The sequence below is a fragment of the Terribacillus sp. AE2B 122 genome (assembly GCF_902497585.1).
Taxonomy (GTDB): Bacteria; Bacillota; Bacilli; order Bacillales; family Amphibacillaceae; genus Terribacillus; species Terribacillus saccharophilus_A.
The window spans coordinates 683,418-701,873 of sequence record NZ_LR700942.1 but is presented as its reverse complement, the minus strand read 5'-3'; the positions used below and the strand labels follow the sequence as shown (position 1 = coordinate 701,873).

Below are 18,456 nucleotides of genomic sequence, written 5' to 3'. Positions count from 1 at the left end.
CGGGCGGCCGGGGCAGGAGCCACACCGACACGCTGCTGCTGACCGCCGGAAAGCTCATGCGGATATCGTTTTCGATATTCATCTGGATTTAACCCTACAAGTTCCATCAAAGTATTAAAACGGTCGCGCATTTTTTTACGGTCCCAGCCTAGAAGATTTGGTACAATCATGGCATTATCCTCAATATTCATATTCGGGAACAAGCCATTAGATTGAATAACATAACCGATGTTTCGGCGCATCTCAATTTTGTTGGAATGGCGGACGCTCTTGCCGTTGAGCATGATATCACCGTCTGTGATGCTTTCGAGTTGATTTACCATACGAAGCAAAGTAGTCTTTCCGCAGCCGGAAGGGCCTAGCATGATGACCAGTTCACCTTTTTCGACGGTGAAATTCATATCCTCAATCGCTTTTACATTGCCGTTGTATATCTTTTTGACATCGTTGAAATGTATCATATAGTCTCCCTTATTATTTTTTTACACCCTTTGGCGTAAATAGATTTTCAATCAAGCGCAAGAATAAATCAGCAATCAATGCCAATATAGCGACAGCAATTGCACCTGCGAGGATCATTGTGTTATTAGTACGCAAAATTCCTTGATAGATGATGCCGCCAAGGCCTCCTGCGCCGATTAGCGTAGCAATGGCGCCGACACCGATATTGAGTACAGTAGCGGTGCGGATTCCAGCCATGATCAAAGGCATGGCATTCGGCAGCTCCACTTTATAAAGACGTTGAAAAGTTGTGAGACCAATTCCATTTGCTGCATCACGTATGTCGGGATCTACATTGCTGATGGCCGTGTATGTATTTCGGATGATCGGCAGCTGTGAGTAGAGTACAAGTGCGATAACAGCTGGTAACGTACCTATTCCTTCGTTGATAAGCGAAAGTACGGGAATCATGATTCCAAATAAAGCGAGGCTTGGAATAGTCATCATGATGGAAGCAATCTGTAGAATAGTTGAGGCGGCAAATCTATTGACGGAACAATAGATTCCTAATGGAACACCGATCACGATAGCAATTATGATTGCTAAACCGACAAGCTTTATGTGATCCCATGTGTATCCAAGTATAAATGTGAAATTACTTGCGAAGTATTCTATTAAATTGGTGATGAGAGGGCACCTCCTGTTTTTGTCCTGCAAAAGCTCTTGTCAGACTTTTGCTATCATATTTATACCCAGTTTGACTAACATCCTAACATGGAAAAATAACCAATACATAAGAATGAGTTTAAGTCTGTGCGCTGATCAATTCTCTTTTAAATGCCAGAAGCGGTTATTTACGTATTGAAAAGGAAAACGATATTATCCAAGCATACCCTTTTGGGAACAGTGGAAGAAAGTGTTGCTTATATGGTGGAGCATCAGTGGTTTGATAATCAGAGTTAATGAAGATAGAACAAAAAGGCTGTACAAAGTATTGATGTACAGCCTTTTCTTATAAACTGCTATTCTTCAAATTTTGCTTCGGTGATACCATATCATCACTGGAATCAATAAAACGGAAAGAATGCCTCCAACATCGGCTAACATCGGAAAACTAGTACCTGCTACAATCAATCCAGACAAAGATCAATCAAAAAAATAACTAATAGTAAATTCTGTACTTTTCTCACAGTGTACAGTTTTTATTAATTTTGAATCAAAAAAGACAAAAAGAGAAAGGGCAAATTATTATTTGGAGTAAAAATCCGTATTCTACGGATGTGTCGGTTTGCAAACAAAGGTAGTTTCAGAGAAGTTAGTCCAATTTGCTATTTTCTGCATATCTTAAGTCGAGATAGCGTTTCCGTCCAGAATAACAGCCACAGGATTGCCTTTGAAAGGTTTCTTTGTAAATACATCTACTTGTTGGAATGAAATTTGTGTTGTTATTAGACTTCTCCTTTCGTTATTTAATTATAAGTGCTAGTTCTCTAAACAAAATACTAAATCTAATTTATAAATAGGTCACACGGTCACACTTATTTTAAATTTTTATATACGATATTTAGATTTCGAAATTTTTGCATGGAACAGCTCAATCTACACTTTTAGGTGTAAAACTCTCTAAATAATTACTGAATTGCTGGAGAAGTCATCATAAAAGTTTTGCATGTTAGTCATACTATTTATAAATGTGCTTGTAACAACAAATTCTTCAAGTTTAATTCTAATATAAGTCGGGTAAAATTTAGTATGTATTGGGTAATTTCTTGAGAAGCGTTTTTGCATGGTATCAATTAAATTTTGGTGAGACAGATTTATTATAATCATTACAATTGAATAACTTTTATTAAATAACAAGTGTCTTAATTGAAGAATTAAAATTGGAATGTTAGTATTATTTTGAATAATCTAAGGAGGTACACCAATTTGGCTGAGAATAAAGATAAAAATGTTGAGAGAAAAACTTTAACCACTAGACAGGGGCATCCTGTAACGGATAATCAGAATATCCGTACGATTGGTGACCGTGGTCCGGCAACACTTGAGAATTATCATTTCATCGAAAAAATTTCCCATTTTGACAGGGAAGAGGTACCAGAGCGTGTGGTACACGCAAGAGGTGCTGGTGCATTTGGCTATTTTGAAACATACGGAAAAGTAGGGGACGAGCCTGTAGAGAAGTATACGCGGGCAAAAGTCTTTTCAGGCGCTGGTAAGAAAACACCTTTAATGGTTCGTTTCTCTACTGTAGCAGGCTCAAAAGATTCACCTGAAACAGAGCGGGATCCTCGTGGTTTTGCTGTAAAAATGTACACAGAAGATGGTAACTGGGACTTGGTTGGTAACAACCTTAAGATTTTCTTTATCCGTGATGCGATGAAATTCCCAGACATGATTCACGCATTTAAAGCTGATCCAGCATCAAATGTTCCGAACCCGCAGCGTATGTTTGATTTTGTTTCACGTTCTCCAGAAGCAACGCATATGATTACATTCTTGTTCTCTCCATATGGTATACCTGCAACATACCGACATATGCAAGGTTCAGGCGTTAATACCTATAAATGGGTTGACGAAAAGGGTGAGGCTGTCCTAGTGAAGTATCACTGGGAACCGAAGCAAGGCATCCGTAACTTGACCCAGGAGGAAGCCAATTATATCCAAGGGAAAAACACTGGTCATGCTACACAGGATCTATATGAGGCAATAGAGCAAGGAGATTATCCCGAATGGGAACTATTTGTTCAGATCATGGAGGATGACTACCATGAGGAACTGGACTTTGATCCTCTTGATGACACAAAACTATGGCCGGAAGATAAATTCCCATGGCTTCCAGTAGGAAAGATGGTCTTAGACCGTAATCCAGTTGATTATCATGCAGAGATTGAGCAAGCTGCATTCGGTACTGGCGTACTTGTCGATGGAATGGACTTTTCTGATGACAAAATGCTGCAAGGCCGTACTTTCTCGTATTCCGATACACAGCGCTACCGAGTAGGGGCGAACTATTTGAAGCTGCCGGTCAACGCACCTAAAACAACTATCCACACCAATCAGCATCGTGGACAAATGGATTTCCGTGATCCAAAAGAGTCTGGTGATAATCCGCATATCAATTATGAACCATCTATGCTAGGCGGTTTACAGGAAGCAGATAAAGGAGAGCGTCCGCAGCATCGCCCTACGTTTAATGCAGCCGCAATGAGCGCGCCAATCAATCGTCCGAATAACTATGGACAAGCAGGCGAAACCTATCGCAATTTTGAAGATTGGGAGCGAGATGAGTTAATCAATAACTTATCCAATGCGTTAGCGGTGTGTGATGAATCAATTCAAAGCGCTATGATTGAACACTTCACACAAGCAGATGAAGAGTATGGCCGCCGCGTAAAGGAAGGCATTGAAGCGAAGTTGAAAGAAATCAAAGAAAATAACGAGGAAGATAAACTTCCAGGGCGTGAAGCAGGAAAAACTAAATTCGGACAAGGTTCACTAGCGGCCAATGAAGCAACCGATGAAGCAGTAGAAAAAAGTCGCGAATCAGATGAGTATTAAGAAATAGAGTTTGTACAAAGGGTTGTCAATTTATTGTGACAGCCTTTTTGTATGTAAGAAATAACTTCATCTATTCGATGTCCCTAATCCCAGCTAAGCGTGCATGTAATGATTAAACTGAAAAGCATCAGAAACAAGAAAAGGTCAACCCAAATTAGGTTGACCTTTTCTTGTTGTTAGCTAAGGAACTAGAATAGTTTGATATTTAAAATATCTTATCTTTAAACGAACGACATTATTTTCAAGCTAATCTCATCTTAAAGTCTTGATAGCCAAACTCGCGTACAACTTGGCAATCGCCATCTTTATCGCGGACCGCAATGGCTGGCAACGGCATACCGTTGAATGTGTTCGTTTTCACCATTGAGTAAATAGCCATATCTCCGAAAACTAATCTGTCGCCGCTTTTTAATGGCTGATCGAAAGAATAATCTCCTATTACATCGCCAGTAAGGCAGGTTTGTCCGCCAAGTCGATAAGTGAATGGTTTCTCGGCAGTTTCGCCTGAACCAAATAGGGGAGGGCGATATGGCATTTCCAATACATCAGGCATATGACAAGTTGCTGAGGTATCAAGAATGGCAATTTCAATTTCATTTTTATGAATATCGAGTACAGATGTAATCAAATAGCCTGCATCAAGCGCAATAGCTTCTCCGGGCTCAAGATATACTTCTAAACCATATCTATCCTGCATTCTTTTAATGCAAGCTTCTAGTGTAGGGATATTATAATCCTCTCTAGTGATATGGTGGCCGCCGCCGAAATTGATCCATTCCATTTGTGGCAGCCATTGACCAAATTTTTCTTCCACCGCATTTAGAGTTGTCTCTAAATCGTCCGAATTCTGCTGACAAAGGGTATGGAAGTGCAGTCCTGAGACACCATCAAGCAAATCTGAAGAAAAATCTTCCTGTTTCGCACCGAATCTGGAACCTGGCGCACATGGATCATAGATGTCATGTCCATCTTGCGTGGAGCATTCAGGATTAATTCGCAAGCCAACTTTCCTGCCAGCTTGAAGAGCTTTATCTTTGAATTTCTCCAGCTGAGAGAAGGAATTGAAAATAATATGATCGCAAATGGATATGATCTCGTCGATTTCATCTTCACGATAGGCAGGGGCAAAGACATGATTTTCTTTGCCCATTTCCTCATAACCTAGACGAGCTTCGAACAAGCCGCTCGCAGTTGTGCCGCTTAAATATTTTCCAATCAAAGGGTACATTGTTGTCATGGAAAAAGCTTTTTGCGCCAACACAATTTTTGCTCCTGTACGCTGCATGACGCCATTAAGGATTTTAAGATTTTTTTCAATAAGATCTTCATCAACTACGTAACAAGGGGTTGGTAATTCTTCAAACCGCATGTTAACGTACTGACTCCTGTTCTTTAACCACTGAATCATCAACTAGCACAGGATTGAAATCTTCTACCCATGGAAGTCCCCATTTGTTCAACTCTTCCATGAATGGATCTGGATCAAACTCTTCAATATTAAATACGCCCGGTTTGTTCCACTTTCCAGTCAGGATCATAGATGCGCCAATCATGGCAGGAACGCCAGTTGTGTAAGAAACGGCTTGAGAACCAACCTCTTTATAGCATGCCTGGTGGTCACAGACATTATATACGTAGTATGTTTTATCTTGACCGTCTTTTTTACCTCTGAAGATACAGCCAATGTTTGTTTTACCAACTGTTCGTGGTCCCAGTGTTGCTGGATCCGGTAATACAGCTTTTAAGAACTGAAGTGGAATGATTTCTTTTCCTTCAAACTCGATTGGTTCAATAGAAGTCATTCCCACATTTTCCAAAGCTTTTAAATGTGTAAGATAGCTTTCGCCGAATGTCATGAAGAAACGTATACGCTTAATTCCTGGGATGTTTTCTGCAAGAGATTCAAGCTCTTCGTGGTAAAGCAAATACATGTCTTTCTCGCCAACTTCAGCGAAGTCATAAACACGCTTGATTTCCATCGGTTTCGTTTCAATCCATTCACCATTTTCCCAATACCTTCCGTTAGCAGAAACCTCGCGAATATTGATCTCAGGATTGAAGTTCGTTGCGAAAGGATAGCCGTGGTCTCCGCCATTACAATCAAGAATGTCGATATATTCGATCTCATCAAAGTAATGCTTTAGTGCATATGCAGAAAACACTCCTGTTACGCCTGGATCAAAACCGCTACCTAATAGAGCTGTTATTCCTGCTTTTTCAAAACGCTCGCGGTATTCCCACTGCCATTTATATTCAAATTTCGCTGTATCCTCTGGCTCATAGTTTGCCGTGTCCATATAGTGTGTTTTTGTTGCAAGACAAGCATCCATAATCGTTAAATCCTGATAAGGCAAAGCCAAGTTCATCACGATATCCGGTTTTACCTCTTCTATTAAAGCGATAAGCTCATCAACATTATCCGCATCCACCTGTGCAGTGGTGATTTTTGTTTTACCGCCATCTAATTTAGCTTTTAAATCATCACATTTAGATTTTGTACGGCTAGCGATACAAATCTCTTCAAATACCTCACTGTTTTGAACGGCTTTGTGAACAGCTACTGATGCCACGCCGCCAGCGCCAATAATAAGTGCTTTACCCATTCTTTTGTCTCCTAACTAAGATAGATTTTTTCTAGCAAAGAAGAATACCGAAACAACCAAGCTTAGAGTGATTGCCACTTGCATGTTTACAGGAAAGGATACCTTGATCTATTTCCCTAAAAACAAAAAAGCAAGTGCCAAATACGCCTAATCGCGCATCACACTTGCTTTAGATATAATTATCAATATTAAAATAGCATAGGTACTCCAGAACAAAAGCAGTTTATTAAACTAAAACTTTTGCAAGAAAGCTCTTTAATATTCAAGAATATATCAAAAAGGATCAGAGTCTAATAGCAAATAATTACTTTTACCACTCTTATTGACCGTTTCACAAGTTGATGTGCAAATGCACTGGTTGTAAAGTAACCAACTTATAAAATTTGAGCTTCTAACTCAATCAATAGGGCAACTAAAGTTGCCAATCGGCATTTGACCCGGCTGTCCGTATGGCCCTTAAACTTCTCATTAAGAGAGAAGTGGTCAAAAATTATCTGCTTGGAAAGATCCAGATATATTGAATAGCAGCTTTCCAAATAATGCACCTATTATATTAACATACACAAATTATATAGCAATAGACAAAATTAATTATTTATAAATAAGGCTAACTCGGATGTACCATACATGAGATACATCAAACTCATTAAGAATATATAACTTAATATAAACCACCAAAGAATACCGCAAGATTCCTAGTATTGATACCCCTGCATAGACAAAGTGAAAGACAAAATAAGTTAAAGAAGCAGGGAAATATATAGCAAATAAACACTTTCCTAGTGTAGCATTGCAATTTTATTTTCTACAAAATGTGACAAAATTAGACCTTTTCTAGTGAAAAACTTCACTTTCTAGTACTTCTTACCGATATAAAGAAGAATCATGTGTAAAGGAGCTTGTAATATATGAATTCTACAATTCAGGCAGTAGTAAATATTGCCCCCATTATAAAAGATACACTAGGCCCGACAGCCGCGATAGGTGTAATGGATACAGAGAAGTTTGTATATTTTGCCCCATCAACGCTTTTGAAGCTGGACGTTGAAGCAGGAAAATCAAGACTTGATGAACACGAGGTTTATTTGCGAGCAATCAAAGGGGAACACATTATTTCTAAAACCGAAGATCCTGAAATATTCGGCGTACCGGTCGTAACTTCCATAACTCCTATTCGGGATATGGAAACAAACGAAATTGTTGGTCTTTTGTCTTTATCTCGGACTTTGGAGCATCAAGATAAGCTGGATAAGGAGCTTAGCAGACTGAATGAGGTCATCGATGCATTGCAAGGTAAGGTACAACATGTAGCTGCACAAGCAGAGGAACTTTCTGCTACTAGTAGTGACATTAACCAGCAAGCGAACAATGCAAACCAAAACTCCCGCCAAATAGGTGAAGTGGTTCAATTAATTGAACAAATTTCCACACAGACAAATCTTCTTGGATTAAATGCAGCCATCGAAGCAGCTCGTTCTGGGGAAGCAGGAAAAGGCTTCGGCGTAGTGGCAGATGAAATCCGTAAACTTTCCGACAATACGAAGGAAGCAGTGCAGACAATTGGTAGTTCCTTGACCGAGATACGATCCAGCATTGAAAACCTGACACTCAGCATTAATGAAGTCTCCACTTCATCAGAGGAGCAGTCTGTCGTCATGGTCGAATTCATGAGTGACATAGAAGCTTTGGACGAAAAGAGCAAACAAATCATCGAAACAATGAAGAAAGTAACAAACCAGGAATAGGAGATTAGAATATGAATCTAACATTACAAGCGTTGGTCCATCTAGCACCTGAAATCAAAAAAAACCTTGGTGAGAATTGCGCTGTTGTCGTTACCGACACAGAGAATTTTATCTTTTCTTCCCAGTCGAAAGACTTTGATTATAGCGTTAATGTCGGCGATTTTGCTTTTTCCGAGGATAACGATATACTGCGTCAAGCACTACATGGAGAAAAGGTACAAATACATATTCCAAAAGAGCGATATGGTGTCGGTATGCAATACTCCGCTAATCCTATTCGTGATGAAAACGGAGAGATTGTCGGTGTATTTCAAATCACCAAAACCTTAAAAGATGAAGAAATATTAGATGAAGAGCTGGATGAATTACGTGCTATTGTCAGCAGTCTGCAAGGAAAAGTACAGCAAGTTGCTGCGCAGGCTGAGGAGCTTTCCGCTACGAGTACGGATATCAATGGTCAAGCAGCCCATGCAAATGAGAATTCTCAGGAGATTAGTAAGGTTGTACAACTGATCGAAGATATTTCTACACAGACCAACTTGTTAGGCTTGAATGCAGCTATTGAAGCAGCCCGTTCTGGTGATGCTGGGAGAGGATTCGGAGTCGTGGCAGATGAAATACGTAAGCTTTCCATCGGAACGAAGGAAGCAGTCGGTACGATCGGTCAATCGCTTCAGGAAATACGGACAAACATGGAGAATTTGACTGTGAGTATCGGTGAAGTTTCCACTGCCTCCGAAGAACAATCCCGTGTAATGGTGGAGTTCATGGAAGACATACAAAATCTCGATGAACAAAGCAATGATATTGGACAATACATAAAAGACATTACAAACTAATAGAGACTAGGACATAACTAGTTAATTGAAAAAGGGGATAATACGATGAAATCTTTAGTATATTACGGATCGAAAAATGTAAAAGTTGAGAATATCACTGAACCGGAAGTATCCAAGGATACGGTTAAAATTAAAGTTAAATTTGCAGGTATATGCGGTACTGATTTACACGAATACCTACATAAGACCTTTGTAACAGAAGACAAGATGATTTTGGGTCATGAGTTTACAGGTGAAATTGTTGAAGTGGGCGACAATGTAACTAGATTTAAAACAGGCGATAGAGTAGCTGTTGAACCGATTTGGGGATGTGGAGAGTGTGATACTTGTAAAACGGGTAATTATAATATATGTCCTGACATGAAGTCATACGGAATTCATGAGAATGGCGGTTTTGCAGAATACGTTGTAGTAAAAGAAGCAAATGTATTTGCACTTCCGGATACACTCAGCTATGAGTTTGCAGCATTAATAGAACCTCTAGCTGTTGTATTACAAGCAATCAGAAAAAGCAAATTTAAAATTGGCGACAGCGTAGCGCTTTTTGGTGCAGGACCCATCGGACTGCTCTTATCAGAAAGTTTGAGAGCAGCAGGAGCTAGCAAGATCTTTGTGGCTGAAGTTAGTGAGGAACGCAGAAAATTAGCTTTAGAAATGGGTGCGGATATCGTTATAAACCCGATAGAGGAAGATGCAGTGCAAGTCATTAAGAATAATACGAATGGCGGAGTGGATGTTTCCTTTGATGTTGCTGGAGTGGAAGCTACATTTAACCAGTCTCTTGATTGCATCAAACCTAATGGAGAATTCATGATTGTCAGTGTTTTTGCGAATCCAGTTAACTACCACCCGACAATGCAAGTAGTCAGTGAGAAGAAAATAAATTCCTCTCTTGGTTACAATAATATCTTTGCTCAATCAATTGATTTGTTAGCGAAGGGATCATTGAATGTTGAGCCAGTTATTACAAGTGTTATAGCGTTAGATAACATTGTAGAAGATGGTTTTGAAAAACTAATAAGTGATAAAAATGAATGTAAGATCTTAGTTAAACCTAGTTAAGATAGGAAAGCGGAAGATCGGTTTGTATGCTCCCCATTCAAGTAGACAGTTGAAAATTAAACTGTTTACTGAAAGGGGAGTTTTTTTACCTAAAGAATCCAGAAAATATATTATTTTTTTTTTGAATGAGTTGTTCTTTCATCGATGTTTCTTTCACTTTCAAGCTATATTAAAGTTTAGATAGGCAATAAATAACTGTAGAGAGGTTAGTGAATCAAGGATATAGCTCCAAAAGAGCATTTTGTGTCATTGGCAGAAAGGTAAATGAATGGCAGTTGAAGTAATAGCTCTAATTCGGTTACAAGAGACTTTTTATTGAAGGAAGAACCTACAATGGTACAATGTGCACATAGAAAGTTAAGGAGTGATTTTTCTTTATAGGTTTATCATTAAGTTTATTTGATATATCATATGAAATATCCCACATTGTTCACTCATTTTCTGTATTAGATGGCCTATTGGTGAATTGTTTGCTATCAAACAATATAGAACAACGTGAGAAGATAGGTAGCAAGGAGCTTTTGTTATGGAAAGAAACAACCGATCGACTAATGATTTACAAAAAGGTTTAAAAAACCGTCATGTACAGATGATTGCACTGGGCGGAGCAATTGGAACGGGCCTATTTTATGGTTCTGCTTCTTCCATCGGATTAGCAGGACCGGCTATCCCACTTGCTTATTTGGTAGGCGGCTTGATGATTTTCTTTATCATGCGAGCACTGGGTGAACTTTCAGTTGATACGCCAAACTCAGGTTCAATCAGTTATTATGCGTATAAGAATTTAGGAGACTTTTTCGGATTTTTCTCTGGATGGAACTATTGGTTCAATTATGTAGCAGTAACGATGGCTGAGTTGACGGTCGTCGGCATATACGTTCAATATTGGTTTCCGGAAGTACCGACTTGGCTGACAGCATTTGGATTTCTTATCCTGATTACTTGCATTAACTTATTGAGCGTCAAGTTATTTGGCGAATTCGAGTTTTATTTTGCTCTAATCAAAGTGGTAGCTATTATAGGTATGATAATTCTGGGCTTATTAATCATCTTCACTGGTATTGGAAATAATGGTGTACCGACCGGTTTCTCCAACTTATTTAATGAAGGAGGATACCTGCCAAACGGGATGATAGGCATTCTTCTTTCGCTTGTACCCGTTATGTTCAGCTTTGGAGGTGTCGAACTAGTAGGTATAACAGCGGGTGAAGTTGAAACACCAAAAAAGACGATTCCCAAAGCAATCAATCAGGTTGTTTATCGCATCTTAATCTTCTATGTTGGTTCAATGATTGTAATTACGTCTATCTTCCCATGGAATCAAATAGACGGGGAAAGCAGTCCATTTGTCCAAATACTCGACGGGGTCGGTATACCGGCAGCAGCTGGAATATTGAATCTTGTTGTCTTGACTGCAGCTGTGTCGGCGCACAATAGTAGTTTGTACAGTAATGGACGCATGCTGCATTCGTTAGCGAAACAAGGTAACGCACCAAAGTTTCTACAGCGTACTGGGAAAAAGACAGGTGCACCAGTACCAGCTATTTTACTTTCTTCTGGAGTGGCAGGAATTGCTGTTATTATCAACTTCTTAATGCCAGAAAAGGTATTTAGCTACGTTATGGCAACTGCAACAGTTGCAGGCATAATCAACTGGAGTATGATCATTATCATTCATTTAGCGTTTAGAAAACGCATAGGAAAGGAAGCAGCAAGCAAGTTATCCTTTAAGCTGCCATTGTATCCAATCTCCAATTATGTCGTACTGCTATTCCTAGCAGCGGTGATTGTCATCATAGGCTTCATGCCAGATTATCGTTTGGCTCTTTATATATTGCCTATATGGGTACTGATACTTTTAATAGGCTATATACTGAAGAAAAAATGAGTGATGCGTGTCCTTTGAAGGGACACGCATTTCTATTTCGTTCTTGTGGCCCCTGTTTGGTTATATACACAAACAGGGGCATATTTTTGAAGACTCGTAAACAAAACGGCTTGAGTTGAATAAGTATCAAGCATAAAACCCCTATAAATACGCTATGTAAGTTCGGAAAAAATTGAAAAAGCGGTCGGTGGTTCAAGTCCAGACGGAATCATAAATTTAAAAAGCTCGAAACCCTTAGTGCTAAGGGCTTCGAGCTTTTTTGCGTTTTTAAGATAAATGGAGGTACAAGGGTGTGCATATTGACGTCTAATGCAAGTGTATTGTCGGAAAATGCTAATTACTTCACTAGCTATTATAATTAAAATAAAATTACTATCGCTTTGACTCATCATACTTAAGTGTCCACTACTTAATGTATAGATAGAAAGAGGTACAATTCATGACTGCACAAATTTATATAAAGATTCCAGACGGACTCTGGAAAGGTTTTTTTCAACTTGGAATTCCTGCTCAAGAAGTGGTTAGAAAAGCAAAGATGCCTCTTACCGTCATAACTGAATCAGAGGTTACTACAGAGCAATATATCAGAATATGGCAAGCTTTTTCTAACATTATTGATAACACAGGCGCTGGAATGCTTATGCTTCCAACAGCAATTGAAACTGCTCAATATCCATCACCTGTACTGGCAGCATATCATGCCCGTGACTATAGGGATGCTTTAAACAGAATGGCTCGTTACAAAAAAATGTGTCCTCCAGAAAATATTCAAATTGTAGAAAAAGGTACCCAATGCACGATTGAAGTCACTTGGAAGAATGCTGATCTGCCTGTACCGCCAGTGCTAATTGGAACGTTACTTGTGTTTTTACTAGAACTTGGACGCCGCGGCACTGGTTTGCCTATAAAAGCAACTTCAGTAGAACTTACACATTCAATGAATCAACTACTAGAACTTGAAGATTACTTTGGTTGTCCTGTTAAAGTCAACGCTGAACGTAACCGATTGACATTGAACAGAGAGGATCTTGATCGTCCATTTATTTCTTACAATGATGAATTGCTGGAGATTTTAACTCCAGTATTGGATCAAACATTAGAAAGATACAGGAACAGTCCCTCTATAAAAGAGATAGTAAAGTGGATTTTAAAACGCAGTTTAACTAAGGAAAATCTAGACTTACAAGATATTGCAAGTGAACTTGGTATGAGCGGACGTACCTTGCAACGCCGGCTGACTGATGAACAAACTAGCTTTAAAACGCTATTAATGGAAGTACGTCATGAACAGGCAAGAGAATACTTAGCGAACTCAACTTTAGATCTTAAAGAAGTAGCTTTCCTTCTAGGTTATAAAGATCAAAGCTCATTCTATCGTGCCTTTCGTTTCTGGGAAGGGAATACCCCATTGAATTGGCGGGCTGAAAATAACATTAATAAATAATATCAAAGGAGAAAACAAGATGGAAATGGCATTAAATAATAAAACTGCTTTAGTTACTGGTTCTACAAAGGGAATAGGGAAAGCAATTGCTTTAGAACTAGCTAAAGAAGGGGTTAACGTCCTTATAAATGGGCGGAATAATGAAGATGTAGAAGAAATTGTTAAGGGAATCAAGACAGCTTATCCAGCTACTACGCCGCTAAATGCTGCAGCTGACATTGTTGATATTCAACAAAGGAAAGCATTATTAGAGAAATTCCCGGATGTAGATATCTTAATTAACAACATGGGCATCTATGAAATAATGCAATATGAAGAAATCACCGATGACATATGGGAGAAATACTTCCGTACCAACGTCTTGGCGGCAAATGGCTTATCCAAATATTATTTACCGAAAATGTTAGAAAATAATGATGGCCGTATTATCTTTATTGCGAGTGAAGAAGCAGTAATGCCTTCTGGGCTAATGCCTCAATATGGTATGACAAAATCCATGCTCTTGTCTTTATCAAAGAGTTTGTCCATTTTAACAAAAGGATCTGAAGTTACGATTAATACAATTATGCCAGGACCCACTCTGTCTGAAAATGTTCAACAAATTATTGAGGGATTATACACTGATGAAGACATGACATTTGCAGAAAAAGAAGAACATTTTATGATCAATAATCAACCTCAATCTGACATACAGCGATTTATTAGACCAATCGAGATAGGAAGACTTGCTGTATTCTTATGTAGTCCTTATGCTTCAGCGTTTAAAGGGTCCCCAATCCGAATGGATGGAGGGATGATTCCAACGATTTATTAAAGATTTGTCTCGCGCCTTTTTTCAGGTCAAACACTTCTTAAGACGTTTTCATTGAAGTATAGGACTGTTCAAGCTTATAAAGAGAAGCCACACCTGAAGTAAAGTGTGGCTTCTTAATTATTTCTCCACTATCCTTAGATTCTTGAAATAAAATTCTTTGTCATAGTCATTAATTTCTCTGAGTACTCGACAAGGATTTCCTACAGCTACAACATTGGAAGGGATGTCCTTCGTAACTATACTACCAGCTCCAATGACTGTATTGTCTCCTACAGAAACACCTGGAAGAAGTATGGCACCAGCACCTATCCAACAGTTTCTTCCTATAGTTACAGGTACATTAAATTGATACGCTTTTTCGCGCAGTTCGGGTAGGATAGGGTGCCCGGCTGCTGCGATCGTTACATTAGGGCCTATCATAGTATAATCATCAATGTAAATATGAGTATCATCAACTAAAGTTAAATTGAAGTTCGCGTAAACATTCTTTCCAAAGTGAACATGATTGCCGCCCCAATTTGCGTGAAGTGGAGGCTCGATATAGCAATCTTCCCCAATGTCAGCGAACATCTCTTTGAGTAAAGCTTCTCTTTTTTTCAATTCGCTTGGACGTGTTTGATTAAAGTCGTACAGTCGTTCTAGGCATAAGTTTTGGTGTTCTGCTAACTCTTTATCTCCTGGCAGATACATGCTGCTATTGTGCAGGCTATCTTTAATACTCTTAACCATATGTAAAAAACCTCATTCCTTAATATAGATAGATTATAATATCAGACAACTTAAATAAGTATGTTCTGCCATTTCAGGAAATTCAAGATGGTAGTCATTGACTCAGTCGTTTAGGCTCAACACCAGTTTTGTTTGAGCGTATTAAAATCAATCGACAGAACATTATTCCGGCTACACAAGCTAAAAGAAAATAAGGGAATATTAAAAAGGAAATAGTCGCTAGCGACTGTCCTAATAAGGGTGCAACAAGAGTAGCTCCTGTGTAAGCAAAGGCCATTTGAATCCCCATCGCTGCTTGAGAATTATGTTTACCAAAATAAACAGGAGTTTGGTGCAACATGGAAGGATAGATTGGTGCAAGACCCATCCCTATAATTATAAATGATAATAGTGTAAAAATGATTGGTAATGGAAGTAACATAATCAATAAACCAGAAACAGTCAAAGTACAACCTATCTGAATCAAAGATTCATTGTTAATGCGGATTGAAAGAAATCCACTTAACATACGGCCAGCCGTCATACCAAGAAAGTATAAGGAGATCCAGCCAGCGGCATTTTCGGGTGGAATACCTTCTATTCTAACTAAATAACTAGAACCCCAAAGCATCATGCAGGCCTCAGTTGATGCTATCAAGAAAAATGATACCATTCCAAAGGCAGAACCTTTTCTCCTAAACGAGTTCAGCAATCCCATTTTGCTTTCTGAATTGATTTCTTTCGTATATTGAATTCTATTACTATCAGTATCTTCGTATTTTTTCCACTTTGAAAGTGAAAATAGTAGCAGCAGGACTAATGCAAACTGCAATATTGAAATGGTGAAATAACCACTTCTCCAAGAATTCCCCCAAAAAACCAATACGGATAAAATAACAGGACCGAGTAGGGCTCCAACTCCCCAGAAAGCATGTAACCAGTTCATATGTTTTGCTTCGTAGTGAGTAGCAACAAACCTGTTTAAAGCTGCATCCACTGCTCCGGCACCTAGACCTAGTGGTATGGCACATAATAATAGCCATATAAAAGAAGGTGAAAATGAGAAACCAAGCAGTGCAATAGCAGTCATAGCTATACTTATTATAACGATTTTACCAGTACCCAGAACTCTAATTAATCTATATGAAAACAGACTGGATATTATTGTTCCTATAGATATGATAATAGAAGCAATACCTGCATTCCCAATCGGAACGCCAAGGTCAGTGTTCATAAGCGGCCACGCAGACCCCAGTATAGAATCAGGTAATCCTAAGCTGATAAATGATAAGTAAATTAAAAAAATGAAGAACATTATATCCTCCTATTCATATAAAGGGAGCTTACATTGCAAATAAAGTTAGCAGTTTGCAATGCATATAAATCACGCTTCATAATTAATCGAAGCAATGCTGTGTTAAATGACTTACAAATCTAATCGCATAAACTTACTTAATTATATTTTTATTCAGCGATCTCCTGCTTCATTCATATTAAACATTCATGAAATTAGAAACGAAAAGTTTTTAAGGATGAAATAATCTTGAATTAGAAGCCGCTACAGCCAACAATTTTGAAAGAGCGTAAAAGAGGGATGTTCACGTGTAATTGTCTTTCTAATAAGGAGCTATAATGAAAGCATTATCGAGGATTTCTAAAACTATTGATAAAAGGTAAGGAGATGTGTATAATCCTACTTACTGTGAAAAAAATATTCTTTTCTTCTTATTTAGAGAGATGGAGGGACTGGCCCGAAGAAATCTCGGCAGCGGAGCTTATGTGATTAAGTTGCTGTGCCAAATCCAGCAAGCTGCGGCTTGATAGATAAGAAGAGTGTTTTATAGATATAAAGCCTCTTCTTATGGATTTAAGATGGGGCTTTATTTTTTGCCGTAAAACAAAATCAGAGGTGGAACAATGAAGAATGCAAATCCATGGGCTCTCATCCCATTTATTGTTTTTCTAGTTTTATTTATTGGATCAGGAATTATCACAGGAGATTTTTATAACTTTCCGGTCATAGTAGCAATCACAATAGCAGCGGGTGTAGCTTTGGCTATGAATCGAAGAGAATCTCTTACTAAAAAGGTTGATATTTTCTGCAAAGGTGCAGGTAATGCCAATGTCATGCTGATGGTGATTATTTTTATTTTAGCAGGAGCGTTTTCTGAAGTTGCCAAAGGCATGGGAGCAGTAGAGTCTGCTGTAAACCTCACTACATCAGTCGTTCCGCAAAACCTACTAGTTGTTGGCCTATTTGTCATTGCATGCTTTATTTCCTTGTCGATGGGGACATCGGTTGGATCAATTGTAGCACTAGCTCCAATTGGAGTTGGGATAAGTGATCAAACCAGTCTTTCGATGGCTTTGGTAATGGGAGCGATTGTTGGTGGTTCGATGTTCGGTGATAATCTATCCTTCATATCAGACACAACGATAACTGCCGTTCGTACGCAAGGCGCACAGATGAAAGATAAATTTAAAGTTAATTTTTGGATTGTGTTACCGGCAGCTATTGTTACGAGCATCATTTTAGGATTCCTTGCAATGGGTGAATCAGCTCAAGTAGATCATATAAGCTATAATTGGATAAAGATAGTTCCTTACGTTCTAGTTATAGTTTTTGCTTTAATCGGTATGAACGTCTTCCTCGTACTGGTTTTAGGAATTGTTCTCGCGGGAGCCGTTGGCTTGATAGATGGCAGCTACCATTTCATGAGCCTGATGCAACAGATTGGTGATGGAATGGCAGGTATGTATGAAATTGCCTTCCTTGCAATATTAATAGCTGGAATGGTAGAGATAATTAAGTTTAACGGAGGAATCGACTATATTCTGCACCTGGCAACGCGAAGAATTAAAACGAAAAAGGGTGCCGAATTTAGTATCGCCGGACTTGTGAGTCTAACTGATGTATCAACTGCTAATAACACGATTTCTATATTAATTACTGGTCCATTAGCTAAGAATATTGCAGATCAGTATGGGATAGAGCCGAGAAAATCAGCTAGTATATTAGATCTTTTCTCTTGCTCAATCCAAGGTCTTTTGCCATACGGAGCTCAATTATTGACTGCTGCAACCGTAGCAGGAATATCGCCAATCAGTATTATCCCATACAGTTTTTATCCAATCATGGTAGGAATTTGTGGTATTATCGCCATCTTAATTGGATATCCGAAGAAGAAAAATACTTCGGGAGAATGACTTTTCAGTTCTCCATTAGAGCATAATGTGTATTAATTAAACTTTCTTCTACTATGGAAATAGAAGCAATTTCGGAACAAGCAGAATTGGGATACCACATACTAGCTTGGTGGTTAAAAACTGGTTCTACCTAATATAAAAAAT

Annotated in this window: 13 protein-coding genes, 1 pseudogene and 1 riboswitch; of the genes and pseudogenes, 8 read left to right on the top strand and 6 right to left on the bottom strand. The window is 38.7% G+C overall.

Annotated elements, in window-relative coordinates:
• Nucleotides 1-461: ATP-binding cassette domain-containing protein (locus AE2B122_RS19105; RefSeq protein ID WP_254593403.1), on the bottom strand; the 461-nt coding region annotated here is incomplete at its 3' end.
• 13 nt (nucleotides 462-474) lie between these two features.
• Nucleotides 475-1,128: an ABC transporter permease gene (locus AE2B122_RS03585; protein WP_095218079.1), complete on the bottom strand. Its 654-nt coding sequence runs from the start codon at nucleotides 1,126-1,128 to the stop codon at nucleotides 475-477.
• A 1,242-nt stretch (nucleotides 1,129-2,370) separates the two neighbouring features.
• Between AE2B122_RS03585 and AE2B122_RS03575 the strand changes: the two genes are divergently transcribed.
• Complete coding sequence (locus AE2B122_RS03575) at nucleotides 2,371-4,002, top strand: catalase (protein WP_175073113.1); 1,632 nt, start codon at nucleotides 2,371-2,373, stop codon at nucleotides 4,000-4,002.
• A gap of 241 nt (nucleotides 4,003-4,243) precedes the next feature.
• Here the strand turns inward: AE2B122_RS03575 and nspC are convergent, their stop codons facing one another.
• Together nspC and AE2B122_RS03565 are read right to left on the bottom strand one after the other, a co-directional pair.
• Complete coding sequence (nspC, locus tag AE2B122_RS03570) at nucleotides 4,244-5,371, bottom strand: carboxynorspermidine decarboxylase (protein WP_095270057.1); 1,128 nt, start codon at nucleotides 5,369-5,371, stop codon at nucleotides 4,244-4,246.
• A gap of 1 nt (nucleotide 5,372) precedes the next feature.
• Nucleotides 5,373-6,605 carry a saccharopine dehydrogenase family protein gene (locus AE2B122_RS03565; protein WP_095217794.1) on the bottom strand — a complete coding sequence of 411 codons (1,233 nt, stop codon included), beginning with the start codon at nucleotides 6,603-6,605 and terminating at the stop codon, nucleotides 5,373-5,375.
• 1,412 nt (nucleotides 6,606-8,017) lie between these two features.
• Between AE2B122_RS03565 and AE2B122_RS19460 the strand changes: the two are divergent.
• From AE2B122_RS19460 to AE2B122_RS03535, 6 genes and pseudogenes are all read left to right on the top strand, one after another.
• Nucleotides 8,018-8,350: pseudogene (locus AE2B122_RS19460) on the top strand (methyl-accepting chemotaxis protein); the annotation flags it as partial.
• Nucleotides 8,351-8,361: 11 nt separating this feature from the next.
• The gene (locus tag AE2B122_RS19410; protein ID WP_095217796.1) at nucleotides 8,362-9,189 is read left to right on the top strand and encodes a methyl-accepting chemotaxis protein; all 828 of its coding nucleotides are present in this window, start codon (nucleotides 8,362-8,364) and stop codon (nucleotides 9,187-9,189) included.
• 45 nt (nucleotides 9,190-9,234) lie between these two features.
• Nucleotides 9,235-10,251, top strand: a complete 1,017-nt coding sequence (locus tag AE2B122_RS03550; RefSeq protein WP_095217797.1) for a 2,3-butanediol dehydrogenase — start codon at nucleotides 9,235-9,237, stop codon at nucleotides 10,249-10,251.
• A gap of 526 nt (nucleotides 10,252-10,777) precedes the next feature.
• The gene (locus tag AE2B122_RS03545; RefSeq protein WP_175073112.1) at nucleotides 10,778-12,139 is read left to right on the top strand and encodes an amino acid permease; all 1,362 of its coding nucleotides are present in this window, start codon (nucleotides 10,778-10,780) and stop codon (nucleotides 12,137-12,139) included.
• 439 nt (nucleotides 12,140-12,578) lie between these two features.
• Nucleotides 12,579-13,583: an AraC family transcriptional regulator gene (locus AE2B122_RS03540; protein WP_175073111.1), complete on the top strand. Its 1,005-nt coding sequence runs from the start codon at nucleotides 12,579-12,581 to the stop codon at nucleotides 13,581-13,583.
• Between the two features lie 19 nt (nucleotides 13,584-13,602).
• The gene (locus AE2B122_RS03535) at nucleotides 13,603-14,397 is read left to right on the top strand and encodes an SDR family NAD(P)-dependent oxidoreductase (RefSeq protein ID WP_175073110.1); all 795 of its coding nucleotides are present in this window, start codon (nucleotides 13,603-13,605) and stop codon (nucleotides 14,395-14,397) included.
• A 117-nt stretch (nucleotides 14,398-14,514) separates the two neighbouring features.
• Here the strand turns inward: AE2B122_RS03535 and AE2B122_RS03530 are convergent, their stop codons facing one another.
• A complete protein-coding gene (locus tag AE2B122_RS03530; protein WP_175073109.1) occupies nucleotides 14,515-15,126 on the bottom strand; it encodes a sugar O-acetyltransferase in 612 nt (203 codons plus the stop codon).
• 94 nt (nucleotides 15,127-15,220) lie between these two features.
• Nucleotides 15,221-16,420: a sugar MFS transporter gene (locus AE2B122_RS03525; RefSeq protein WP_175073108.1), complete on the bottom strand. Its 1,200-nt coding sequence runs from the start codon at nucleotides 16,418-16,420 to the stop codon at nucleotides 15,221-15,223.
• Nucleotides 16,421-16,827: 407 nt separating this feature from the next.
• Nucleotides 16,828-16,936: riboswitch (SAM riboswitch) on the top strand.
• An 86-nt stretch (nucleotides 16,937-17,022) separates the two neighbouring features.
• Between AE2B122_RS03525 and AE2B122_RS03520 the strand changes: the two genes are divergently transcribed.
• Nucleotides 17,023-18,312: a Na+/H+ antiporter NhaC family protein gene (locus AE2B122_RS03520; RefSeq protein WP_095217804.1), complete on the top strand. Its 1,290-nt coding sequence runs from the start codon at nucleotides 17,023-17,025 to the stop codon at nucleotides 18,310-18,312.
• The last annotated feature ends 144 nt before the right edge of the window (nucleotides 18,313-18,456 follow it).